27 protein-coding genes are annotated in these 21,884 nt (G+C 73.4%); 15 read left to right on the top strand and 12 right to left on the bottom strand.

Annotated elements, in window-relative coordinates; all coding sequences use genetic code 11:
- From VKZ81_RS20145 to VKZ81_RS20135, 3 genes are read right to left on the bottom strand one after another with little or no spacing between them, the layout of a single operon-like run.
- A complete protein-coding gene (locus VKZ81_RS20145) occupies nt 1–426 on the bottom strand; it encodes a nuclear transport factor 2 family protein (protein WP_324243163.1) in 426 nt (141 codons plus the stop codon).
- Between the two features lie 15 nt (nt 427–441).
- A complete protein-coding gene (locus VKZ81_RS20140) occupies nt 442–1,281 on the bottom strand; it encodes a mycofactocin-coupled SDR family oxidoreductase (protein ID WP_324243162.1) in 840 nt (279 codons plus the stop codon).
- 14 nt (nt 1,282–1,295) lie between these two features.
- Nucleotides 1,296–2,570 (bottom strand): cytochrome P450, encoded by a 1,275-nt coding sequence (locus tag VKZ81_RS20135; RefSeq protein ID WP_324243161.1) that lies wholly within the window; start codon nt 2,568–2,570, stop codon nt 1,296–1,298.
- Between the two features lie 139 nt (nt 2,571–2,709).
- On the opposite strand from VKZ81_RS20135, the gene VKZ81_RS20130 reads away from it, so the two are divergent.
- Entirely contained in the window at nt 2,710–2,853 is a 144-nt protein-coding gene (locus VKZ81_RS20130; protein ID WP_324243160.1) for a ferredoxin, read from the top strand.
- Here VKZ81_RS20130 and mftR read toward each other — a convergent pair.
- A complete protein-coding gene (gene mftR / locus VKZ81_RS20125; protein ID WP_324243159.1) occupies nt 2,837–3,493 on the bottom strand; it encodes a mycofactocin system transcriptional regulator MftR in 657 nt (218 codons plus the stop codon). The genes VKZ81_RS20130 and mftR overlap by 17 nt on opposite strands.
- 65 nt (nt 3,494–3,558) lie before the next feature.
- Between mftR and mftD the strand changes: the two genes are divergently transcribed.
- A complete protein-coding gene (gene mftD / locus VKZ81_RS20120) occupies nt 3,559–4,752 on the top strand; it encodes a pre-mycofactocin synthase MftD (RefSeq protein WP_324243158.1) in 1,194 nt (397 codons plus the stop codon).
- A gap of 2 nt (nt 4,753–4,754) precedes the next feature.
- Here mftD and VKZ81_RS20115 read toward each other — a convergent pair whose 3' ends face one another.
- Nucleotides 4,755–5,582 carry a DMT family transporter gene (locus VKZ81_RS20115; protein WP_324243157.1) on the bottom strand — a complete coding sequence of 276 codons (828 nt, stop codon included), beginning with the start codon at nt 5,580–5,582 and terminating at the stop codon, nt 4,755–4,757.
- Nucleotides 5,583–5,718: 136 nt separating this feature from the next.
- Here VKZ81_RS20115 and VKZ81_RS20110 point away from each other — a divergent pair, with 136 nt between their 5' ends.
- Nucleotides 5,719–6,117 (top strand): hypothetical protein, encoded by a 399-nt coding sequence (locus VKZ81_RS20110; RefSeq protein WP_324243156.1) that lies wholly within the window; start codon nt 5,719–5,721, stop codon nt 6,115–6,117.
- A 7-nt stretch (nt 6,118–6,124) separates the two neighbouring features.
- On the opposite strand, the gene VKZ81_RS20105 is transcribed toward VKZ81_RS20110, so the two are convergent.
- Entirely contained in the window at nt 6,125–6,895 is a 771-nt protein-coding gene (locus VKZ81_RS20105; protein WP_324243155.1) for an SDR family oxidoreductase, read from the bottom strand.
- Between the two features lie 60 nt (nt 6,896–6,955).
- Between VKZ81_RS20105 and VKZ81_RS20100 the strand changes: the two genes are divergently transcribed.
- From VKZ81_RS20100 to VKZ81_RS20090, 3 genes are read left to right on the top strand one after another with little or no spacing between them, the layout of a single operon-like run.
- Nucleotides 6,956–7,708 carry a dienelactone hydrolase family protein gene (locus tag VKZ81_RS20100; protein WP_324243177.1) on the top strand — a complete coding sequence of 251 codons (753 nt, stop codon included), beginning with the start codon at nt 6,956–6,958 and terminating at the stop codon, nt 7,706–7,708.
- A gap of 5 nt (nt 7,709–7,713) precedes the next feature.
- The gene (locus VKZ81_RS20095; protein WP_324243154.1) at nt 7,714–7,971 is read left to right on the top strand and encodes a DUF6295 family protein; all 258 of its coding nucleotides are present in this window, start codon (nt 7,714–7,716) and stop codon (nt 7,969–7,971) included.
- Between the two features lie 26 nt (nt 7,972–7,997).
- Nucleotides 7,998–8,393, top strand: coding sequence for a RidA family protein (locus VKZ81_RS20090; protein ID WP_324243153.1), 396 nt, complete (start codon nt 7,998–8,000; stop codon nt 8,391–8,393).
- Between the two features lie 12 nt (nt 8,394–8,405).
- Here the strand turns inward: VKZ81_RS20090 and VKZ81_RS20085 are convergent, their stop codons facing one another.
- The gene (locus VKZ81_RS20085; RefSeq protein ID WP_324243152.1) at nt 8,406–9,218 is read right to left on the bottom strand and encodes an SDR family NAD(P)-dependent oxidoreductase; all 813 of its coding nucleotides are present in this window, start codon (nt 9,216–9,218) and stop codon (nt 8,406–8,408) included.
- An 84-nt stretch (nt 9,219–9,302) separates the two neighbouring features.
- On the bottom strand, nt 9,303–10,064 hold the full coding sequence (locus tag VKZ81_RS20080; RefSeq protein WP_324243151.1) for a methyltransferase domain-containing protein: 762 nt from the start codon (nt 10,062–10,064) through the stop codon (nt 9,303–9,305).
- 307 nt (nt 10,065–10,371) lie between these two features.
- On the opposite strand from VKZ81_RS20080, the gene VKZ81_RS20075 reads away from it, so the two are divergent.
- The 3 genes from VKZ81_RS20075 (at nt 10,372) to VKZ81_RS20065 (ending at nt 12,976) form a co-directional block, all read left to right on the top strand.
- Nucleotides 10,372–11,313, top strand: coding sequence for a U32 family peptidase (locus tag VKZ81_RS20075; protein ID WP_324243150.1), 942 nt, complete (start codon nt 10,372–10,374; stop codon nt 11,311–11,313).
- Nucleotides 11,314–11,330: 17 nt separating this feature from the next.
- Complete coding sequence (locus VKZ81_RS20070) at nt 11,331–12,140, top strand: alpha/beta hydrolase (protein ID WP_324243149.1); 810 nt, start codon at nt 11,331–11,333, stop codon at nt 12,138–12,140.
- Nucleotides 12,141–12,214: 74 nt separating this feature from the next.
- Nucleotides 12,215–12,976, top strand: a complete 762-nt coding sequence (locus VKZ81_RS20065) for a creatininase family protein (protein WP_324243148.1) — start codon at nt 12,215–12,217, stop codon at nt 12,974–12,976.
- On the opposite strand, the gene cynS is transcribed toward VKZ81_RS20065, so the two are convergent.
- The gene (gene cynS, locus VKZ81_RS20060) at nt 12,964–13,413 is read right to left on the bottom strand and encodes a cyanase (RefSeq protein WP_491723617.1); all 450 of its coding nucleotides are present in this window, start codon (nt 13,411–13,413) and stop codon (nt 12,964–12,966) included. The two genes, VKZ81_RS20065 and cynS, sit on opposite strands and share 13 nt — an antisense overlap.
- A 206-nt stretch (nt 13,414–13,619) precedes the next feature.
- Here cynS and VKZ81_RS20055 point away from each other — a divergent pair, with 206 nt between their 5' ends.
- The gene (locus VKZ81_RS20055; protein WP_324243146.1) at nt 13,620–14,471 is read left to right on the top strand and encodes a formate/nitrite transporter family protein; all 852 of its coding nucleotides are present in this window, start codon (nt 13,620–13,622) and stop codon (nt 14,469–14,471) included.
- 15 nt (nt 14,472–14,486) lie between these two features.
- Here VKZ81_RS20055 and manD read toward each other — a convergent pair whose 3' ends face one another.
- The 3 genes from manD to VKZ81_RS20040 are packed head-to-tail and all read right to left on the bottom strand — an operon-like array spanning nt 14,487 to nt 18,018.
- Nucleotides 14,487–15,680: a D-mannonate dehydratase ManD gene (gene manD, locus VKZ81_RS20050; RefSeq protein WP_324243145.1), complete on the bottom strand. Its 1,194-nt coding sequence runs from the start codon at nt 15,678–15,680 to the stop codon at nt 14,487–14,489.
- A gap of 59 nt (nt 15,681–15,739) precedes the next feature.
- Nucleotides 15,740–16,408 carry a response regulator gene (locus VKZ81_RS20045; protein WP_324243176.1) on the bottom strand — a complete coding sequence of 223 codons (669 nt, stop codon included), beginning with the start codon at nt 16,406–16,408 and terminating at the stop codon, nt 15,740–15,742.
- Between the two features lie 2 nt (nt 16,409–16,410).
- Nucleotides 16,411–18,018, bottom strand: coding sequence for a sensor histidine kinase (locus VKZ81_RS20040; protein WP_324243144.1), 1,608 nt, complete (start codon nt 18,016–18,018; stop codon nt 16,411–16,413).
- Nucleotides 18,019–18,118: 100 nt separating this feature from the next.
- Between VKZ81_RS20040 and VKZ81_RS20035 the strand changes: the two genes are divergently transcribed.
- From VKZ81_RS20035 to VKZ81_RS20015, 5 genes are all read left to right on the top strand, one after another.
- On the top strand, nt 18,119–19,108 hold the full coding sequence (locus VKZ81_RS20035) for a Bug family tripartite tricarboxylate transporter substrate binding protein (protein ID WP_324243143.1): 990 nt from the start codon (nt 18,119–18,121) through the stop codon (nt 19,106–19,108).
- Complete coding sequence (locus VKZ81_RS20030; RefSeq protein WP_324243142.1) at nt 19,105–19,599, top strand: tripartite tricarboxylate transporter TctB family protein; 495 nt, start codon at nt 19,105–19,107, stop codon at nt 19,597–19,599. Before VKZ81_RS20035 ends, VKZ81_RS20030 begins: the two co-directional genes overlap by 4 nt.
- A gap of 4 nt (nt 19,600–19,603) precedes the next feature.
- A complete protein-coding gene (locus VKZ81_RS20025) occupies nt 19,604–21,136 on the top strand; it encodes a tripartite tricarboxylate transporter permease (RefSeq protein WP_324243175.1) in 1,533 nt (510 codons plus the stop codon).
- A gap of 91 nt (nt 21,137–21,227) precedes the next feature.
- Nucleotides 21,228–21,443 (top strand): hypothetical protein, encoded by a 216-nt coding sequence (locus VKZ81_RS20020; RefSeq protein WP_324243141.1) that lies wholly within the window; start codon nt 21,228–21,230, stop codon nt 21,441–21,443.
- Nucleotides 21,444–21,506: 63 nt separating this feature from the next.
- Nucleotides 21,507–21,884 carry a methyltransferase domain-containing protein gene (locus VKZ81_RS20015; RefSeq protein ID WP_324243140.1) on the top strand — a complete coding sequence of 126 codons (378 nt, stop codon included), beginning with the start codon at nt 21,507–21,509 and terminating at the stop codon, nt 21,882–21,884.

Below are 21,884 nucleotides of genomic sequence, written 5' to 3'. Positions count from 1 at the left end.
TCAGTAGGGCAGGTCCAGCTGGATGTGGCGCTTGGTGAACCGCCACTCGCCGTCGTCGCAGCGGCGCAGCTCGTCGTCGTAGCGCGCGGTGGACAGCAGCTTCGCCGCGCCGTTCTCCACCGAGATCAGCGTGAGGTAGGAGCTCACGCTCGCGGTCTTGTCGTCGGCGTGGCGCACCGCCAGGTTCGTGGTGACGTGCCTGCGCTGGTCGGTCTGCGACGCGTGCGAGTCGACCATCAGCTTCATGATCGCTTCCTTGCCCTCGAACGGGCCGATGAGGTCGCCGTCGGCGATCCGCATCGTGAACACGGCGTCGTCGGTGAACGTGTCGGCCATCTCGGCCATGTCGTTCTCGTCGTAGGCGATGGAGTAGCGGTTCAGGGTGTTCTCGATGGCGCCGCGATCGAAGACGGCCTGGTCGGGCATGGGGACTCCTGGGGGTTACTTGACGTGGGCGCCCGCGTCGACCGGGAAGGTCACCCCGGTGACGTAGCGCGCCTCGTCGCTGGCGAGGAACAGCACCGCGTTGCTGATGTCGCGCGGCTCGACCCACGGCACCGGGAGCGCGTTCAGGGACATGAACCCGGGCATGGCCTTCTCGACCGTGGGCTCCGGGTCGCCGGGGGAGAACATCCCCCACGTGCCCGGGTTCTGGATCATGATCGTGTCGACGTTGGTGGGGTGGATCGTGTTGACCCGGATCGAGTACGGCGCGAGCTCGTTGGCCAGCGTGCGCATCAACCCGACGATGCCGTGCTTGGCGGTCACGTAGTGGGCGACGTGCTGGACGCCCTTGAGCCCGCCGATCGAGCTCGTGAACAGGATCGAGCCGCCCCGGCCGGCGTCGATCATCGTGGGGATCGCGACCTTGGCCGTGTGGAACACCCCCGTGAGGTTCACGTCGATCATGTCGCGCCACTGCTCGGCGGTGAGCTCCCAGGCCCGGCCGTAGGTGGCGATGCCGGCGTTGGCGACCACCGTGTCGACCCGGCCCAGCTCGGCGACGCCTTCGTCGAAGGCGGCCTGCAGGGCGTCGAGGTCGCGCACGTCGGCGCGGCGGGCGACGATCCGCCGGTCGAGCGCCTCCACCGCGCGCACCGTCTCGGCCAGCTCCTCCGCGGTGGCGAGCCGGTAGTACGGGGTGACGGTGTCGATGTCGGCGCAGATGTCGACCGCGATGATGTCGGCGCCCTCCTCGGCCAGGCGGACCGCGTGGCTGCGGCCCTGGCCCCTGGCGGCGCCGGTGATGAAGGCGACCTTGCCTTCCATCCGTCCGGACACGGGTGTGCTCCCTTTCAGACGTGGGATGCCGCGGTCACGCCCTCGGGGACGGCACCGGGCGGGAGCCTGCGCTCACCGGGGGTGAACGTGGCGGGGATGCGCTGCCAGCCCTTGTTGACGCCCTGGCGGGGGTAGCGCACGAGCGCGTCCAGGTCGACGACGTAGTCGGGCATGCGCTCGAGCACCTGGCCGAGCATGGTCAGGGCCATCCGCTTGCCCAGGTGCGAGCCGGCGCAGCGGTGGATGCCCACGCCGAAGGCCAGGTGCCGGTTGGGCCAGCGGTGGATGTCGATCTCGTCGGGGTTCTCGAAGGCCTCCTCGTCGCGGTTGGCCGACGCCCAGGCGAGCAGCGCCCGGTCGCCCACCCTGAACGGGCAGCCGTGGAACTCGGTCTCCTTGAGCACGGTGCGCGCGAGCGCCTGCGTGGGGGAGAAGTAACGCAGGAACTCCTCGAGGGCGCGCGGCAGCAGCGACGGGTCGTCGATCAGCTCCCGGCGCACGTCGGGGTGCTCGTAGAGCCACACCAGCGTCTGGCTCACCAGCGACGCGGTGGTGCCCACCCCGCCCGCGATGAGCAGCTCGACGATCGAGAAGACCTCCTCCTGCGTGATCGGCCGCCCGTCCACCTCCTGCTGGACGAGGTAGCTGATCACGTCGTCGCGCGGCTCCTCGGCGCGGGCGGCGATCACCTCCCGCATCTGCCGGCTGCACCACGGCAGGTCGACCTGCACGGCCCGCTGGTAGGCCGGGCTGCCGATCTCCTCGGCGAGGGTGGCGTGGTGGGCGCTCGAGTAGCGGTGCCAGTCCTGGACCGGCAGGCCGAGCCAGTCGATGGTGACGATCGAGGGCACCCCGATCACCTGGGCGAGGTCGGCCTGCCCGGACTCGATGATCTCGTCGATGAACCAGGTGGTCCACAGCTCGATCCGGGGCGCGACCTTCTCGACGGCGGCGGGTGACGCGATCGGGTTGATGATCTTGCGGTAGCTGCGGAACCGCGGCGGGTCGAGCTCGATCGGGATGTGCTCGTGCATCGGCGTCTTCGGGATGACGACCGACAGCCCCGGACCGCCGTACTGGTCGAGCCGCCGGGAGGAGAAGACGTCGTCGTCCCGGGCCGCTTCGAACACCGACTCGTAGTCCGACAGCAGCCAGAAGCCGCCGTGCGCCTCCGTCCACGCGACGGGGTGCTTCTTGCGCACCGCCCGGTAAGCGGCGACGGTGTCCTCGGCGTGCGCTTGCGAGTGGTGGTCGAAGTGGACGACGGGGCAACGCTGCTCCGCGCTCATGCGGTCTCCTCGACTTTCTCCCGTGCGGCCTAGATGTGATAATGCTGATCCTGGTTTGTGTCTGTCAATGGTGCCCGGAGGGAGAACGATGCGCGTCAACGTCGACCTGGGGGCGTGTCAGGGCCACGGGGTCTGCCACATGAGCGCCCCTGACGTGTTCGACCTCGCCGAGGAAGACGGGCACTCGATCGTCCGGACCGACCCGGTGCCGCCGGAGCTGGAGGCCGACGCGCGGCTCGGGGCGGACAGCTGCCCGGAACGCGCGATCACGGTGTCCCGGTAGCTGACCCGTTGGCCGTGCGTTCGGCGCCTGCGCCCGGCTCGGGGAGCGGCTCGGAGAAGCCGCCCGCCAGCGCGCGCAGCGCGGCGTCGAGGTAGACCGAGAGGTCGGCGTCGGCGCGGGCGGCCCAGCGCTCGTAGGCCGCGCGGCACGCGGCGAGCGTGGCGCGGCCGACCGCGTGCGGGAACAGCGCGTCCGGGGGCTGTCCCACGCGCCTGCCGACGAACTCGCTGATCGCCCGCTCCCACGCGTCGTAGCGGACGGTCGCGCTCGCGGCGATCTCGGGCACCGTGGCGACCAGGTTCATCCGCATCCGCAGCTCGGGCACGTCCGCGGCGCGGTAGTGGTTGGCCGCGAGCACCGCGTGGCGCACCGCGTCCATCAGGGGGAGGTCGTCCGGCGCCGAGGCCAGCGCCGAGCGGATCGCCTCGACCTCGTTGTCGAACGTGTGCCACAGGACGCTCGCCTTGGCGTCGAAGTAGCGGAAGAACGTCCGGGTGCTCACGCCCGCCGCGGCGGCGATCTGCTCGATCGTCGTCTCGTGGAACCCCTGCTCGGTGAACAGTCGCAGCGCGATCAGCTCGAGCTCGCGCGTGCTCGTGCCGCGGGGGCGTCCGCGCCGGGCGGGTCTTGTTCGCGTCACGGCCGCGACGCTATCGTCCCCCTATATTTGTCACAGCATGCCGAAAAGGCTGTGGAGGGCTGATCATGGGCGGCGGCTGGTTCGAGACGGTGGCGGAGGCGCAACGGCGGGCGCGCAAGCGGCTGCCCAAGTCGGTGTACGGCGCGCTGGTGGCGGGCTCGGAGAAGGGGCTGACCCTCCGCGACAACCAGGCCGCCTTCGACGAGATCGGCTTCGCGCCGCGCACCGCGGGCCAGTCGGCCAAGCGCGAGCTCGGCACCACCGTCCTGGGTCAGCACATCGCGCTGCCGGTGATCATCTCGCCGACGGGCGTGCAGGCCGTCCACCCCGACGGTGAGGTGGCCGTCGCGCGGGCGGCCGCCAACCGCGGCACCGCGATGGGCCTGTCGTCGTTCGCCAGCAAGCCGGTGGAGGAGGTCGTCGCGGCCAACCCGAAGACCTTCTTCCAGATGTACTGGTGCGGCACCCGCGACGACATGCTGCGCCGGATCGAGCGGGTCCGCGCGGCCGGCGTGGTGGGGCTGATCCTCACCCTCGACTGGTCGTTCTCGCACGGCCGCGACTGGGGCAGCCCGCACATCCCGGAGCGGCTCACCCTGCGCGAGTTGGTCCGCTTCGCGCCGGAGGGCATCACCCGTCCCGCCTGGCTGCTGGACTGGGTCCGCACCCGGCGGCTGCCCGACCTCACCGTGCCCAACATGGCCGACCCGGGCTCGCCCGCCCCGACGTTCTTCGGCGCCTACGGGCAGTGGATGCAGACCCCGCCCCCGAGCTGGGAGGACGTGCGCTGGCTGCGCGAGCAGTGGGGCGGTCCGTTCCTGCTCAAGGGCGTGTTCCGGGTGGACGAGGCCAAGCGGGCCGTCGACGCGGGGGTCAGCGCGATCTCGGTGTCCAACCACGGCGGCAACAACCTCGACGGCACCCCCGCCTCGATCCGCGCCCTGCCGCTCATCGCCGACGCGGTCGGCGACCAGGTCGAGGTGCTGCTCGACGGCGGCATCCGGCGCGGCAGCGACGTCGTCAAGGCGCTCGCGCTCGGCGCCCGCGCCGTGCTGATCGGCCGCGCCTACCTGTGGGGCCTCGCCGCGAACGGGCAGGCGGGGGTGGAGAACGTCCTCGACATCCTGCGCGGCGGCATCGACTCGGCCCTGCTCGGGCTCGGCCGCAGCTCGGTCGAGGAGCTCTCGCGCGAGGACGTGCTCGTCCCGGAGGACTTCTCCGCTCGCGTCGCGCCGCGTTCCCGAGTTCGCGGCGGCTGAGCTCAGGCGGTGCTGAGCAGCAGCACGCCCGCCAGCACCACGGCGGCCGCCGCGGCGCGCCGGTGGCCGAGCGGCTCGTGCAGGAACAGCGCGCCGATGAGCGCGCCGAACACGATGCTGCTCTCGCGCAGCGCCGCGACGGGGGCGAGTGCGCCGGAGGTCTGGGCCCACAGCACGATCGAGTAGGCCGCGAGCGAGATCGCCCCGCCGGTGAGCCCGGGCAGGGCGTGGCGGCGCAGGGCCGGGGTGAGGTGGCGACCGCGGCGCAGCACCGCCAGCGCAGGGAGCGCGGGCCCCTGCAACAGGAACATCCAGCCGATGTAGGCGAGCAGCGGTCCCCGGGTCACACCGACGCCGTCGATCACCGTGTACAGGGCGATCAGCAGGCCGGTGGCGACCGCCGCGGCCACCGCGGGGAGCTCCTCGCGCCCGGGCAGGCCGCCGGCGAGGACCAGCGCCACGAGGCCCGCCGAGACGGCGAGGACGCCCGCGAGCTCGTGGGCGGTCAGCGGCTTGTGCAGGACCAACACGGACGCGGGTGCGACGACGAGCGGCGCGGTCCCGCGCGCGAGGGGATAGGCCTGGCTGAACTCGCCGAGCTGGTAGCTGGCGAGCAGCAGCAGGTTGTAGCCGATGTGCGCCACGGCGGAGCCCACGATGTACGGCCACGCGCCGGGCGCGGGCCACCCCGCGACGGCGACGAGCGCACCGCCGCCGACCACGTCGGCGACCCCGATCATCCCGAACCCGACGAGGCGGTCGCCGATGCCGTGGGCGATGGAGTTCCAGGCGGCGTGCAGCAGCGCGGCGGCGAGCACCGCGGCGATCACGAGGGGACCGAACGAGGGGGCAGGCGCCAGGGGGTTCAAATCGATCCAGCACGTTACCGGTCTTGTTCCGGGCCCGCCGGGCGGCGTAGCGTGCGTCGTCGAATCGATTCGACGGCTCCGCCGGGGGAGGTGCCGGATGCAGACCCGTCCGGTCGTCGAGGGCCTGCTGCTCTACGCCGCGATCGCGCTCGCCCCCACCGTGGTCGTCTGGTTGGTCGTGCGGCTCGTGCCCGCGGCCGTCACCTCGTGGTGGGAGCGCAGGCGCCGCCCCGCCCCCGTCACCCCCACCTGCGCGCCCTTCGAGGAGGTGGTCGCGAACCTGCGCAGGCTGCACCGGCAGGTGCGCGACTGCCGCCCGCCCACCCGCGTGCGCACGGTGGCGCTGCTCGCCGCCTACGACGACACGCTGCTCGAGGCCTGCGCGATGGTCGGCGTCGACGCCCCGCTGGCCACCGCCCGCGGCAGCGACCGCGCCTTCGCCCGGATGCTCACCGAGGCCGCGCTGGAGAACGCGGGCATCGCCCTCGACCCGTAGGCCCGGCTCAGCGCGCGAGCCACCCGCCGTCGACCGCGAGGACGTGCCCGTGCACGTACGACGCGGCGGGGGAGGCGAGGAAGACCACCACGTTGCCCACGTCCTCCGGTGTGCCCCAGCGCCCGGCCGGGATGCGCACCGAGATCTGCTCGCGCCGCACCGGGTCGGCGAGCAGCGCGGCGTTCAGGTCGGTGTCCATGTAGCCCGGCGCGACCGCGTTGACGTTGACCCCGCGGCCCGCCCACTCGTTGCAGAGCGCCTTGGTCAGCTGGGCCACCCCGCCCTTGCTGGCGGCGTAGGCGGGCACGGTGATCCCGCCCTGGAACGACAGCAGGGACGCGACGTTGACGATCGCGCCCGAGCCGCGCTCGAGCATGGGCGTGCCGAACAGCCTGCAGAGCTGGAAGACCGCGCGCAGGTTGACCTCGACGACGCGGTCCCACGCCTCGAGCGGGAACTCGGCGGCCGGGTGCCGCTCCTGCACGCCCGCGTTGTTGACCAGGATGTCGACCCGGTGGTCGGCGAGCACCGCCTCCGCGGTCGCGGTGATCGCGGCGCTGTCGGCGAGGTCGAGCGTGCGGGCCGACAGGTGCCGGCCCAGCGCGGCGGCGGCGTCGGTGAGGTCGGCGGGCAGCGGCGAGCGGCCGAGCGACACGACGTCGGCGCCCGCCTCGAGGAGCGCGAGCGTGATCCCGCGGCCGAGGCCGCGGCCCCCGCCGGTGACGACCGCCGTCTTCCCGCTGAGGTCGAACGGGTGGGTTCTCCGATCACCAGGCACGCGCCGAGTATGGCCCGGGGGCAGACTGTGCCCGACCGTGATCGAAGGAGAGGGATGCGCATGCGCCACGACGCCGTGCTCGCCGAGACGATCGGCATCAGGGGAGCGGACGACGACGAGATCGAGGCCTACACCGCGCGCCCGATGGACGGTGGGCACCGCGGCGGGGTGGTGGTGATCCACCACATGCCCGGCTACGACTGGGCCACCAAGGAGATCGTCCGCCGGTTCGCGGTCTGGGGCTACAACGCGATCTGCATGAACCTCTACAGCCGGGAGGCGCCCGGCGCGGACCCCGACGACGCCGCCGCCACCGCCAGGGCGCGCGGCGGGGTGCCCGACGCCCGCTTCGTCGGCGACGCCGCGGGCGCGGCGCGGTGGCTGCGGTCGCTGCCCACGTCGAACGGGAAGGTCGGCACGATCGGCTTCTGCTCCGGCGGGCGGCAGGCCTTCCTGTCCGCCGTCGAGCTCGACATCCAGGCCGCCGTCGACTGCTACGGCGCGTTCGTCGTCGGCAGCCCGCCCGAGGGGTTCCCCCTGCAGGTGCAGCCGCTCGCCGACCGCGTGCCCGAGCTGCGCGCCCCGCTGCTCGGGCTGTTCGGCAACGAGGACGCCCACCCCTCGCCGGCCCAGGTCGACGAGCTGGAGAAGCTGCTGCAGGAGCACGGCAAGACCTACGAGTTCCATCGCTACGACGACGCGGGCCACGCCTTCTTCGCCGTCGACCGCCCCTCCTACCGGGTGGCGGCCGCCCAGGACGGGTGGCAGAAGGTCAAGGCCTTCTTCGCCAAGCACCTGGACGGGGAGGCCTGAGCGGCATGTGCACCTACAGCACCGAGACGATCGAGGTGACGGCGAGCAGCGGCAAGGGTCCGCAGGGCTGGTTCCCGCTGCGCACGGCCACGGTCTACTACGACCACCCGGTGCACGCGCCGCACGACCACACCGTCAACATCGACTTCCTGAACCCCGAGCAGGGCCCCGGCGCCCGGGTCGCGGTCGAGCTGTCCCTCGACTCCGCCCGCGCGCTGCTGGCGGCGCTGCAGACGACCGTCGAACGCGCCGCCCACCACTGATCGGCCGTTCGCAGCGAGGAGGCATCGTGGAACGGAAACCGATCAACCCGTGGGACTGGTCGCTGCGCTTCGGCTTCAACCAGGCCGAGCTCGTCGAGGGCGGGCGCAGGCAGCTGATCTGCTCCGGCCAGACGTCCGTGGACGCCGAGGGGCGCCCGCAGCACGCGGGGGACATGCGCGCGCAGGTCGCCCTCGCCATGGACAACCTCGAGGCCGTGCTCGCGGCCGCGGGCATGACGCTTCGCGACGTGGTGCGGCTCAACGTCTACACCACCGACGTCGATGCGTACCTGAGCTGCTTCGACGTCGTCTCCGAGCGGTGCAGCGCGGCGCGCGTGCGCCCCGCGAGCACGCTGCTCGGCGTGACCCGCCTGGCCGCCCCCGAGCTCATGGTGGAGCTGGAGGCGACCGCGATCGCGTGAGCGGACGGGGGCTCAGCGCCCGTCCTCGGGGAGCACGACCCCGGCGGCCGCGGTGAGCCCCCCGTCCACCCGCATCTCGCTGCCCGTGACGAACGACGACCGCGGGCTGGCGAGGAACGCGCACATCTCCGCCACCTCCTCCGGCCGCGCCGTGCGGCCCATCGGGTGGGAGCGGCCCCACTCGGCGAGCAGCTCGGCCGGGTCGCGGTCGCCCGCGAACCGCTGCGCGCTCGCGCGCAGCATCGGCGTGTCCACCGAGCCGGGGCACACGGCGTTGCAGCGGATCTGCTCGTGGGCGTGGTCGACGGCGATCGCGCGGGTGAGCGCGTTGATCGCGCCCTTGCTCGCGGCGTAGGCCACCACGTCGGTCTGCGTCACGAACGCCTGCACCGACGAGACGTTGACGATCGACCCGCCGCCCGCCTGGCGCATGAGCGGGACGAGGTGCTTGGCGAACAGGAAGATGCTGGTGACGTTCACCGCGAGCACCTCGTTCCACGTCGCCTCGTCGGTGGTCTCCACGGTGCCGTAACGCTGGATGCCCGCCGCGTTCACGAGGATCTCCGCACCCCCGAACTCCTCGCGGGCGACCTGCGCCGCGCGCTCGGCCGTCGCGGCGCTGCTGACGTCGCCCACCACCTCGGCGACCCGGGCGCCGTCCGCGCGCAGCCGCTCGGCGTGCTCGGTCAGGGCGTCGGCGTCGACGTCGCAGGCGACGATCGCGGCGCCCGCGCCGGCCAACCGCGCGGCGACGGCGGCCCCGATGCCCTTCGCCGCCCCCGTGACCACTGCCGTCCGGCCCGCGAACTCCGGCGTGTTGTTCATGGGCACACGGTGCGCCGAGCTCGTCTGATGAGCAAGATCTGGCGCGATGACCGCACCGGGGCCGACCCGCCGGCCGCGGTGGGGTCAGGTCGCCCAGCCGGTGGGGATGTCCCGCAGTTTCCGAGCGACGTACGCGACGTAGTACAGGGGGTCACCCCGGACCGACAGCCGGTGTCGGTAGTGCTCCTCGGCGATGACGCTGATCACCTCTTCGGCGAGCATCCGCCGGATCAAGCTGCTGAAGCCGGTGGTGTCGTGGTCGGTGACGAAGTCCTCCTTGATCGTGAAGGCGATCAGCCCCGAGGCCTCGACGAGGTTGAACGCGGCGGTGAACGCCGCCGGCGGGATGTCGCCGAACCCGAGCGCCGCGACCGTCGTCATCGCGTTGAACCGGCGGGCGGCGAGCTCCTCCCGTTGGTCGGGGGTGAGCGCCGTGAGGTCGGCGACCAGGTAGCCGTCGTAGACACCGGGCCGGTCGCGCGCGGCCGCCCGCGCCGCCTCCTCGATGATGTCGACGCCGTAGACGGTGCCCGCGCCGAGGGTGCGGAGCTCCTCACCGACCATCCCGTTGCCGGCGCCGACGTCGAGCACGCGCAGCTCGGCCGGGTCGATGCCCTGCTCCGCCACCGCGCGGCCGAGCAGGCGGCGGACCACCCGCGGGGACGTGCACCGGAGCAGATCGTAGAAGAGCTGCTCGTACAGGCCGGGGTGCTCGTAGATGACGTGGTAGTCGTGGAAACGGATCCGGATGTGCTCCCCGTCGAGCCGGGCATCGCACCACTCCTCGTCCTGGTCGAGAACCAGGTCGGCGGGGAGGGAGATCTCCCAGCGCCGGGGTGCCCGCACCGTGACCCGACCCGCATCGCACGCAGTGATGGTCGCTCACCTCCGCATCGGCGCACGCGGCGCGGCGGTGCCGGCCGCAATGATCATTTCGAGGGTAGGTGCCGGTATTTCCGCGTGGTACTGCCCTTTCCTCGAGGTGGACCGCGAATTTCGGTGAATCGGGTCACACGTGTGCGTATTGCGAGATGAATTGCGTCAACCGGAACAAATGGCGGTCGGTGCTCCCCGCGCACCTCGCGCCGCGACCCGGCACGTCGCCGAGGGGCGCGTTGCGCCGCTCTCGTCCGACACTGGAAGATCTGGCGCGATGACTGAGACCCGATCCGCCGTCGCCGACCTCCTGACCCGCCTGGGCTACCCGGCCACGGACGCCGGTGAGCTGCCCGACTCGCCACTGCGGTTCCCGGACGGCGCGCAGTACCGCACCGAGATCCCCAGCGTCGAGGGCCCGGCCGCGCTGGAGGCCGTGTTCGACGAGGCCGACAAGCGCGGCGTGCGCGTGCACCGCGTCTCGTCCGGCAGCGGGATCATGCTCGCCACCGACGCCGAGATCACCGACATGGTGCGGGCGTGCGCGGCCCGCCGCGTGGAGCTGTCGCTGTTCGTCGGCCCGCGGGCGGCGTGGGACATCGGCGCCCAGGCCCGCACCCCGGCGGGCGGGGCGATCGGCTGCCGCCACGAGGGCGCCGACCAGCTGGCCTACGCGATGGAGGACCTCGTGCGCGCCAACGCCCTCGGCGTGCGCGGGGCGCTCGTCGCCGACGAGGGCCTGCTGCTGATGACCAAGCACATGAAGGAGGCCGGCCTGATCGCGCCGGACTTCGTCGTGAAGGTCTCGGTGCAGATGATGGCGTCGAACCCGGTGAGCGTGCGGCTCATGCAGGACCTCGGCGCCGACACCTACAACGTGCCGCCCGGCCTGTCCCTGCCGCGGCTGGCCTCCATCCGCGCCGCCACGCAGATCCCGATCGACATGTACGTCGAGTCGCCCGACACGCTCGGCGGCTTCGTCCGCCACCACGAGATCGCCGAGCTGGTGCGGGTGCTCGCCCCGATCTACGTCAAGTTCGGGCTGCGCAACCACCCCGACGTCTACCCGAGCGGCGCCCAGCACGAGGCGCTGAACGTCGCGCTGTCGCGGGAGCGGGTGCGCCGCGCCGAGATCGGACTGGAGTTCCTCCGCCGGGCCGCCCCCGACCTGGTGACCTCGGAGCTGGGCGCCGAGGGACTGGCCGTCCCCGTGGCCTGAGCCCCTCCCGACGAGGCATGGGTACCGCGCTGCGGGTGGCCGTCGCCGTCGTCGTGGTGGCGGCGGTGGTGGTCGCCCTGGCGTGGGTGTTCCAGCGGCGGCTGATCTACCTGCCCTTCGGCGCCCCGGGCGCGCCCGCGAGCGCGTACCTCTCGGGCGGCCGCGACGTGGTGCTGCGCACCGAGGACGGGCTCGAGCTCACCGCGTGGTGGGCGCCCGCCACCGGGCCGGCGCGGGACCGCACGGTGCTGGTCGCGCCCGGCAACGGCGGCTCGCGCGTGCTGCGGGTGCCGCTCGTGCGGGCCCTCGCCGCGGAGGGGTTCGACGTGCTGCTGGTCGACTACCGCGGCTACGGCGGCAACCCCGGCTCGCCCAGCGAGGAGGGCCTCGCCGCGGACGTCGCCGCGGCGTACCGCCACCTCGTCGAGGACCGCGGCGTGCCGCCCGAGCGGATCGTCCTGTTCGGCGAGAGCCTCGGCGGGGCGCCGCTGACCCGGCTCGCCACCGAGCGCCCGGTCGGCGCGCTCGTGCTGCGCAGCCCGTTCACCTCGCTCGCCGACGTCGGGGCGCGCGCCTACCCGTTCCTGCCGGTACGGGCCCTGCTGCGGGACCGGTTCCCGCTGCTGGAGCAGGTGCGATCGGTGCGGGCGCCGGTCGCGGTGGTGGCGGGCGGGGCCGACGAGATCGTGCCGGTCGAGCAGAGCCGGGCGGTCGCCGACGCCGCGGGCGCGGCGTACGTCGAGGTGTCGGGGGCGGGGCACAACGACGAGGAGCTGACCAGCGGGCCGGTGGTCGTCGACACGGTGGTGCGGGTGGTCGGTGGGTAGCGGTCCGGGGTCTGTGAGGTCGAGGTGGTCGGCGTCCGGTCCGCCGCTGAGCGGTCGGGCTCTACGGTGGGGGCGTGATCAGACTCGACCGGCACCCGTGGCGTGAGGTGCGGGCCGCGGGGGAGCGCGGCGCGATCGCCGTGCTCCCCGTCGGCTCGCAGGAGCAGCACTCCGAGCACCTGCCGATGGGCACGGACACGATGCTCGCCGAGGCGGTCGTCGACGCGGCCTCCGACCTGATCGGCGACGACGGGCCGGAGCTGGTCCGGCTGCCCGCGCTGCCGTACGGGCACAGCCCGCACCACCTGTTCGCGGCCGCGGTGTCGCTGTCGGCCACGACGCTGCTCGCCGTCCTCGACGACGCGCTCGACTCGCTGGTGCGCAGCGGGTTCCGCCGCGTGCTGCTGGTCAACGGGCACGGGGGCAACGACGAGGTGGTGCGCCTCGCGGTGAAGACCTACGCCGAGCGCGCGGACGTCGCGCTGGGCGCCTGCTCGTACTGGACGATCGCCGGCCCGGAGGACCCGCCGCAGGCGCCGGGCCACGCCGGCTGGTTCGAGACCTCACTGCTGCTCGCCGTCCACCCGGATCTGGTCCGCCCCGCCGGTCCGTGGCGGGAGCCGGAGGCCCCGCCGCTGTTCCACCGCCCGCCCGCCCCCGGGCTGACGGTGGCGCGGCACGGGGAGTGGGCGCGGGTCGGCGGGGTGACCGACGACGCCGGCACCGCGGACCCCGAGGCCGGTGAGCGCCTGCTCGCCGGGCGGGCGCGGGCGCTCGCCGCCGCGATCCGGGCGTTCGACTCCGCTACCGCGACGAGCCACGGTCACCAGCGGTAGTCGAGGAACTTCCCGTCGAAGGTCACGACCACCCGGTCCCCCTCCGGGTCGGGCCGGCGGGAGATGTCGACCCGGAAGTTGATCGCGCTCATGATCCCGTCGCCGAACTCCTCGTGGATCAGCTCCTTCAGCGCCGGGCCGTAGACCGACAGCGCCTCGGTGAAGCGGTAGATCGTCGGGTCGGCCATCACGGCGGGGTCGGTGCCGCGGGTGGGCTGCAGCTGCAGGCTCTCGGCCACGGCCTCGTCGAGCCCGAGCAGCTCGCACGCCTTCGCGGCCTGCTCGGCCGTCATCGGGTGCTGGCCGAGCAGGGCCGCGGTCGTCCACACCAGCGGGGTGCCGAGCTCCTCGGCGATCCGCGCCCAGGTGAGGCCCTTGCGTTTCCGGGCGGCGACGACGAGGTCGGCCGCTTCGGACTTGCTCATGATGGGGTTGATCGTCGGCTCCTTCGCGTCGGTCGGTGGGCGGCCCCAGGCTCGCGGGCGCGTATTGCACCCGCGTTACGGCCGTGTGACGCCCACCTGCTGCGGCGGTGCGAGCGGGTGTGAGCCGAGCGTGACGCGATGATCCTCGCGCCGTAACGGCACGGAAAAGCCCGCTCCGAAGACTCGGTTCGCCCCGTCGACAACCGAGGAGTCCCCGCATGTCCTATCTGAACCCGTCGGAGTTCGTCGGAAAGATGATCGACGCGGGCGAGGCGAAGGTCTTCATGTCCACCCGCGACACCGTGATCCGGGCCTACATGGCCGGAGCGATCCTCGCCCTCGCCGCCGCGTTCGCCGTCACGATCAGCGTGCAGACCGGGTCGGCTCTGGTCGGAGCGCTGTTGTTCCCGGTGGGCTTCTGCATGCTCTACCTGCTGGGCTTCGACCTGCTCACCGGGGTGTTCACGCTGGTGCCGCTGGCCTGGATCGACCGGCGGCCGGGTGTGACGATGAAGGGCGTCCTGCGCAACTGGGCGCTGGTGTTCGTCGGCAACTTCGCCGGCGCCCTCACCGTCGCGCTCATGATGGCGGTGATCCTCACGTTCGCGTTCACCGTCGAGCCGAACGACGTCGGGCAGCGGCTCGGCGAGATCGGCGCGGCGCGGACCGTCGGGTACGCCGAACACGGCGCGGCCGGGATGCTGACGCTGTTCCTGCGCGGCGTGCTGTGCAACTGGATGGTCTCCACCGGCGTCGTCGCCGCGATGATCTCGACCTCGGTGTCCGGGAAGGTCATCGGGATGTGGATGCCCATCCTGGTGTTCTTCTACATGGGCTTCGAGCACTCGATCGTCAACATGTTCCTGTTCCCGTCCGGCCTGATGCTCGGCGGCGACTTCTCGATCGCCGACTACCTGCTGTGGAACGAGTTCCCGACGGTGGTCGGCAACCTCGTCGGCGGGCTGACGTTCGTCGGGCTCACGCTCTACGCCACGCACGCCCGGACCGGGACGGGCCGCACGCGCCCGGTGCACGAGACCGTGCGGCCGGCCGAGGTGGTCGCGCGCTGATCGCGGCGCGCGGCTTCACCAGTCGTGCACGGTCCCGTCGATGAGCCGGTTCACCGGCAGGTAGGCCGGGCGGTACTCGAACCTCGCCGCCGCCTCCTTGTCGACCGTGACGCCGATCCCGGGGGCCTCGCCCGGGTGCAGGTGGCCGTCGGTGAAGGTGTACGAGCGCCGGAACACCTCGTAGGTCTCGGGGGTGTGCGGCGCGAACTCCTGGATCCCGAAGTTGTGGATCGCGAGGTCGAGGTGCAGCCCGGCCGCCATGCCGACGGGGGAGATGTCGGTGGGGCCGTGGATACCGGACTTCACCTGGTACAGGGCGGCGTAGTCGAACAGCTTGCGCATCGCCGTGACCCCGCCGGTGTGGGTGACGGCGGAGCGGACGTAGTCGATGAGCTGCTCGCGGATCAGCGTCTGGTAGTCGAAGACGGTGTTGAACACCTCACCGATGGCGAGCGGGGTGGTGGTGTGGCTGCGCACCAGCCGCAGGCCCTCCTGGTTCTCGGCGGGTGTGCAGTCCTCCAGCCAGAACAGCCGGTACGGCTCGAGGGCCTTGCCCAGCTGCGCCGCCTGGATCGGGGTGAGCCGGTGGTGCACGTCGTGCAGCAGCGGCAGCTCGGGGCCGAACTCGGCGCGCACCGCCTCGAACACCGTCGGCAGGTGCCGCAGGTAGGCGGCGGTGTCCCAGACCTCCTCGGCGGGCAGGCCGGTCCGCTCCAGGGGGTTGCCGATGCCGTAGATGGTGCCGAGGCCGGGTACGCCGGTCTGCACGCGGATCGCGCGGAACCCCTCCTCGCGGCGGGCGCGGATCGAGTCGAACAGCTCCGGCAGGTCGCGCCCGCTCGCGTGCCCGTAGGCCAGGATCCCGGTACGGCTCGCGCCACCGAGCAGCTGGTAGAGCGGCATGCCCGCGGCCTTGGCCTTGATGTCCCACAGCGCCACGTCGACGGCGGCGATCGCGGCCATCGTCACCGGCCCGCGCCGCCAGTAGGCGCCGCGGTACAGGTACTGCCAGGTGTCCTCGATCCGGTGGGCATCGCGGCCGACGAGCAGCGGGACGACGTGGTCGCGCAGGTAGCTCGCCACCGCGAGCTCACGCCCGTTCAAGGTGGCGTCGCCGTAGCCGACGAGGCCGTCGTCGGTGGTGATCTCCAGCGTGACGAAGTTGCGTCCCGGGCAGGTGACGATGACGTCGGCGCCGGTGATCAGCACGGAGGTCCTCCCCGTCGAGTGGGCAGTCGCGATCTTCGGACCCTACGGCAGGGCCCGGTTCACCCGGCCCAGCGGTAGCGGCGCTCGGGGCGGCCGGTCCCGCCGTAGCGCAGTCGCACGGTCGCCGCCCCGGTGGCGACGAAGTGCTCGAGGTAGCGGCGGGCGCTCACCCGCGACAGCTGCGTGAGCTCGGCGCACTCGGCGGCGGACAGGTCGCCGTCGTGGCCGCGCAGCACCTGCTCCACCAGCCGGGCGGTGGGCTCGGTGAGGCCCTTGGGCAGCCGGGTCGTGGCGCCGTGGCCGCCGCCGAAGACGCTGTCGATGTCGTCCTGCGCCGCCCGCTGCAGCCCGGCGAGCCGCCCGCGCACCCGCATCACCCGCTCCACGTGCTCGCGCAGGGCGGCCGCGTCGAACGGCTTCACGAGGTAGTGGGTGGCGCCGCCGTGCAGGGCGGCGGTGACGGTCCGGGGGTCGTCGGCCGCGGTGATCACGAGCACGAACGGGTCGTCGGCCGATCCGGTGCGCAGCTCGCGCAGCACCTCGATCCCGGACCGGTCGGGCAGGTAGACGTCCAGCAGCACGAGGTCGGGGCGCAGCTCGCGGGCCAGCCGCACGGCGTCGGCCCCGCTGTGGGCGACGCCGACCACCTCACAGCCGGGGATCCGCGCGACGTAGCCGCTGTGCACGCGGGCGACCATGAAGTCGTCGTCGACGACGAGCACTCGCATGCTCATCGAGCGGGCCCCCGGGCCGGGGCGAGCGGGAGGTGGGCGGTGAACACGGCGCCGCCGTCGTTGTGCAGGGTGATCGTGCCGCCCCGGCGCAGGCAGGTCTGGCGGGCCAGCGCGAGCCCGAGCCCGCGGCCACCGGTGTCGTTCTCGGCTGCCTTGGTGCTGAAGCCGTGCCGGAACACCTCTTCGACCAGCTCGGAGGCCACACCGGGCCCGGAGTCGCGCACGGTCACGCGCACCGCGTCCGGTTCCGTGGCGAGCCCGATCTCCACCCAGCCGCGGCCCGCGGCGTCGAGCGCGTTGTCGACGAGGTTGCCCAGCACCGTGACCAGGTCGGCCGAGAGGGCCGGGTCGCGCGCCGGGTCGACCGCCTCGAGCCGGCTGCCGGGGGCGAGTCGCAGCTCGGCGCCCCGCTCGGTCGCGAGGCTCGCCTTGGCCACCAGCAGCGCGGCCACGGCGGCGTCCCCGACGCTCGCGGTGACCTCGCGGCGCCACTGGTCGGACCCGGCGACGATCCCCGCCACGAATCGGCGCACCTCCTCGTACTCGCCCAGCTCGGTGAGCCCGGCGATCGTATGCAGGCGGTTGGTGAACTCGTGCGCCTGCGCCCGCAGCGTGTCGGTGACGTTGCGGGAGGCGTCGAGGCGGTCCTCGAGGGCAGCGAGCTCCGTGCGGTCCCGCAGCGTGACGACGGCGCCGATGGTGGCCCCGTCCACCACCACCGGCATCCGGTTGAGCACCAGGACGCGGGTGCCGTGCAGCACCACCTGGTCGGCGCCGACCGCGGCGCCGGTGAGGACGTCGCGCAGCCGGTCGTCCAGGTCGAGCTCGTCCACGCGGGCGCCGACGGCGTCGAGCGAGAGCAGCTCCTTCGCCGCGGCGTTGAGCAGCGTGATCCGGTTGGCTCGGTCGAGGCCGAGCACGCCCTCCTTGACGCCGAGCAGCATGGCCTCGCGCCGCTGCACCAGCTCCACGATCTCGGCCGGCTCCAGCCCGAGGGTCTGGCGGCGCACCCGGCGGGCGAGCAGCAGCGAGCCGGCCACCCCGAGCACGACCGCGACCCCCACCAGCGCCACGGCCGGGCCGGGGGCGGCGAGCAGCCCGGTGAGCAGCGGCGGCGCCTCCACGCGGGCGGCGACCAGCCCGACGGTGCGCCCGTCGTCGTCGAGCACCGGCACGTGCGCCACGACCGTGCGCCCGTCCGGGTTGCCCACCCACGCCCGCCCGGCGAGCGCGGTGCTCTCCCCGATCGGGAACGGCTCACCGACCTCCGCGGGATCGGCGGCGCTGCGCACCACGAGGTCGGCGTCGACGATCACGATCTCGTCCGCGCCGGACAGGTTGCGCGCGCTGGTCCCGAGCGCGGGCAGCGGCCCGAAGTTGCGGGTGGCGAGGCTCTCCCGCACGCCGGCGGTGGCCGCCACGTCCTCGGCGACCGACAGCATCCGCCGCCCCTGCGTCTCGCGGAACGCGGCGTCGGACTGCACCACCGCGAGCGCGGTGACGGCGACCAGCAGCAGGCCGACGATCCCCAGCTGCCACCCCAGGAACTGCCGAGCGAGGGTCCGCGCCACGCCGGGGAGCGTCTCACGACCACGGCGCCCCATGACCACAACGACCACAACGACCGATGTGGAAGCAAGGCAGACAGGCTCCGGCGGGCGGCCCACGATGTGCGCCACACGAACCTCGACGAAGAGGAGGACGATGCGGACCCGAAGCGTGGTCGCGGTGCTCGTGGCGCTGGCCGCGGTGCTGTTGGTACCGCCCGTGGTCGGCGGGCTCACCGGCGGCGGCGACGGCACGCAGCTGCGCGGCCTGCGGTTCCTGGTGCCCAACGCGCCCGGTGGCGGGTACGACATCACCGCCCGCACCGCGGCCAAGGCGATGGAGGACGCCGGCATCACCGGCGCCGTGGAGGTGTTCAACCTCCCCGGGGCGGGCGGCACGGTCGGCCTCGGCCGCACCGTCAACGAGAGCGGCAACGATCGGCTCGTCATGTCGATGGGGCTCGGCGTGGTCGGCTCGGTCTACACCAACGAGTCGCCGGCGACGCTCACCGACACCACGCCGATCGCGCGGCTCACCCAGGAGACCGAGATCGTCGTCGTCGGCAAGGACTCGCCGCTGCGGACGTTCGACGACCTCGCCGCGGCGTGGCGCGCCGAGCCCGCCGCGGTGCCGGTCGGCGGCGGGTCGAGCCCCGGCGGGCCGGACCACCTCGCGCCGATGCTCATGGCCGAGGGCATGGGGATCGACCCGCGGACGGTCAACTACGTCTCCTACGACGGCGGCGGCGAGCTGCTCGCCGCGGTGCTGGGCGGCAAGGTCGCGTTCGGCGTCTCGGGCCTGTCGGAGTACGCCGACCAGATCGAGGCCGGCGAGCTGCGCGTGCTCGCGGTGACCGCGGCGCAGCGGGTGCCCGGCGTCGACGCGCCGACGCTCCAGGAGGTGGGCGTGGACGTGGAGTTCACCAACTGGCGCGGCATCGTCGCTCCGCCGGGGCTCGACGAGGACGGCCGCGCCGAGCTGGTGGCGGCGTTCACCGCGCTGCGCGGGTCGCCGGAGTGGGCGGCCGCGCTCGAGCGCAACGGCTGGCAGGACGCGTTCCTGCCGGGGGAGGAGTTCGGCGCGTTCCTGCGGTCGGAGAACGAGCGCGTCGCGGGTGTCCTGCGCAACCTGGGGCTGGTCGCATGAGCACCTGGCTTCGCGAACGCTCCGAGCTGGGAGTGGCCGCCCTGCTGCTCGCCACCGGGCTGCTCGTGCTCGCCGACGTGGCGCTCGCGCCGCGCGCGGGCAACGCCGCCGACCCGCTCGGCCCGAACGCCGTGCCGGTCCTCTTGGGCCTGTTGCTCCTGCTGCTGGCCGCGCTGCTGGCCGTCGACGTGCTGCGCGGCGGCCACGGGGAGGCCGAGGCAGGTGAGGACGTCGACCTCGCCGTGCCCGCCGACAAGCGCACCGTGCTGCTGCTCGCGGGCGTGATCGTCGCGACCGCGGCGCTGATCCCGCTGCTCGGGTGGCCGATCGCGGGCACCGTCCTGTTCTGGGGCGCGACCTACGCCCTCGGCTCACGCGCGTTCCCACGCGACCTGCTCATCGCCGCGGGCGTGTCGCTCGCGACCTGGATCGTGTTCGACGCGCTGCTCGGTGTGGACCTGCCCGGTGGACCGCTGATGGGGCTGATCTGACGTGCTGGACAACCTCACCCTCCTGTTCGAGGGCTTCGCGGGCGCGCTGACGCCGGCCAACCTGCTGTTCTCCGCGATCGGGGTGCTGCTCGGCACCGCGATCGGCGTGCTGCCCGGGATCGGCCCTGCCATGGCGGTCGCCCTGCTGCTGCCCGTCACGTACGCGCTGGACCCGACCGGGGCGTTCATCCTGTTCGCCGGTATCTACTTCGGGGCGATGTTCGGCGGGTCGACCACGTCGATCCTGCTCAATACCCCCGGCGAGAGCGCCTCGGTCATGGCGGCGGTCGAAGGCAACCCGATGGCGCGCTCCGGCCGGGGCGCCCAGGCGCTCGCCGCCGCCGCGATCGGCCACTTCATCGGCGGCGTCGCGGGCGCGATCGGGCTCGTGCTGCTGGCCCCGCTCGTGGCCTCGGTCGCCGTCGACATCGGCGCCCCGGACTACTTCGCGATCATGGTGCTGGCGTTCGTCGCCGTCACCGGCGTGCTGGGCCGCTCCCGGGTGCGCGGCTTCGCCGCGCTCGCCATCGGCCTCGTGATCGGGCTCGTCGGGCTCGACCCGCTCTCCGGGCAGCCCCGCCTGACGTTCGGCGTCCCGCAGCTCGCGGACGGCATCGACGTCGTGATCGTTGCCGTTGGGCTCTTCGCCGTCGGCGAGGCGCTGTGGGTCGCGGCGCACCTGCGCCGGACCGTGCAGCGGCCGATCCCGGTCGGCAGGCCCTGGCTCTCGCGCGACGACCTGCGCCGCACGTGGAAGCCGTGGCTGCGCGGCCCGGTCATCGGGTTCACGTTCGGCTCCATCCCGGCGGGCGGGGCGGAGATGAGCACGTTCATGTCGTACGTGACCGAGCGGCGGCTCTCCCGGCGGCGTGACGAGTTCGGGACCGGCGCGATCGAGGGCGTCGCGGGCCCGGAGGCGGCGGCGAGCGCGTCGTCGGCGGGCACGCTCGCCACGATGCTGACGCTCGGCCTGCCGACCACCGCGATCGCGGCGGTGATGCTCGCGGCGTTCCAGCAGTTCGGCATCCAGCCCGGGCCGCTGCTGTTCGAGAACGAGCCGGACCTGGTCTGGACGCTCATCGCGAGCTTGTTCATCGGCCTGGTGCTGCTGCTGGTGCTGAACCTGCCGCTCGCGCCGGTGTGGGCGAAGCTGCTGCGGATCCCGCGGCCGTACCTGTACGCGGGCATCCTGTTCTTCGCCTGCGTCGGCGCGTACGCGGTGAGCGGCCAGCCCGTCGACCTGCTGGTGCTGCTCGCGATCGGCGCCGTCGGGTTCCTGATGCGGCGCTACGGCCTCCCGGTGCTGCCGGCGATCATCGGCGTGATCCTCGGGCCGGACGCGGAGCTGCAGCTGCGCCGCGCCCTGCAGCTCGCCAACGGCGACGTGACGACGCTGGTCTCCACACCCCTGTCGGTGGTGGTGTACCTGCTGATCGCGGCGCTGCTTGCGTTCCCGCTGGTCCGGCGGCTGCGGTCGGGCAGGAGACCCGCCCCGCCGACCCCGCCCGAGCCGCCGCGGGAGCGCGTGGGCGTCTGAGCCGCCCGGGCCGCAGCGCCCGAGTCGCGGCGCGGCCACCTCCACGCAATCCCCTTGCGTGGAGGTGGCCCCACCTGCCAGGACTGGTCCGGTGCTGATCACGTCCCGCTCGGCCGCGGAGTACCGGGCGATGTTCGACCTCACCCCCGAAGACCTGACCGGTTCGGTGCTCGACTGCTGCGCGGGCGGCTCCAGCTTCGCCGCCGAGACCGGCGGCCGTGTGGTCGCCGTCGACCCCGCGTACGCCCTCGGCCACGCCAGCTCGCCGCCCGCGCGCAGGAGGGCCTCGACGAGGGCGACCGGATGATCCACCGCAACGCCGGCCGGTTCGAGGGGGGGCTGGTACGGCAGCCCGGCCCGGCGCACGCGGATGCGCCGGGCCGCGGCCGGGCTGTTCCTCGCCGACCTGCGGCGGCGGCCGGGCCGCTACGTCGCGGGCGCCCTGCCCCGGCCGCCGCTGGCCACCGGGAGCGTCGACCTCGTGCTGTGCTCCCACCTGCTGTTCACGTGGGCCGACCAGCTCGGCGCGGACCGGCACCGCGCCGCCCTCGCCGAGCTGGTCCGCGTGGCCCGCCGCGAGGTGCGGGTCTTCCCGGTCGTCGTGCAGGGCACCGGGGAGCCGGTGGCGTTCCTCGACGACCTGCGCGCCGAGCTCGCCGCGCACGGCCACCGCGCCCGGCTCGCCGACGTGCCCTACCGGTTCCAGCGGGGCGGCACGCGGATGCTGCGGATCGGCGTGGGCGGCTGA

Origin of the sequence: Pseudonocardia sp. (assembly GCF_035305885.1) — a bacterium.
Lineage (GTDB): Bacteria > Actinomycetota > Actinomycetes > Mycobacteriales > Pseudonocardiaceae > Pseudonocardia.
The sequence above is the reverse complement of the archived record's forward strand: the minus strand, read 5'-3'. Positions and strand labels throughout refer to the sequence as shown.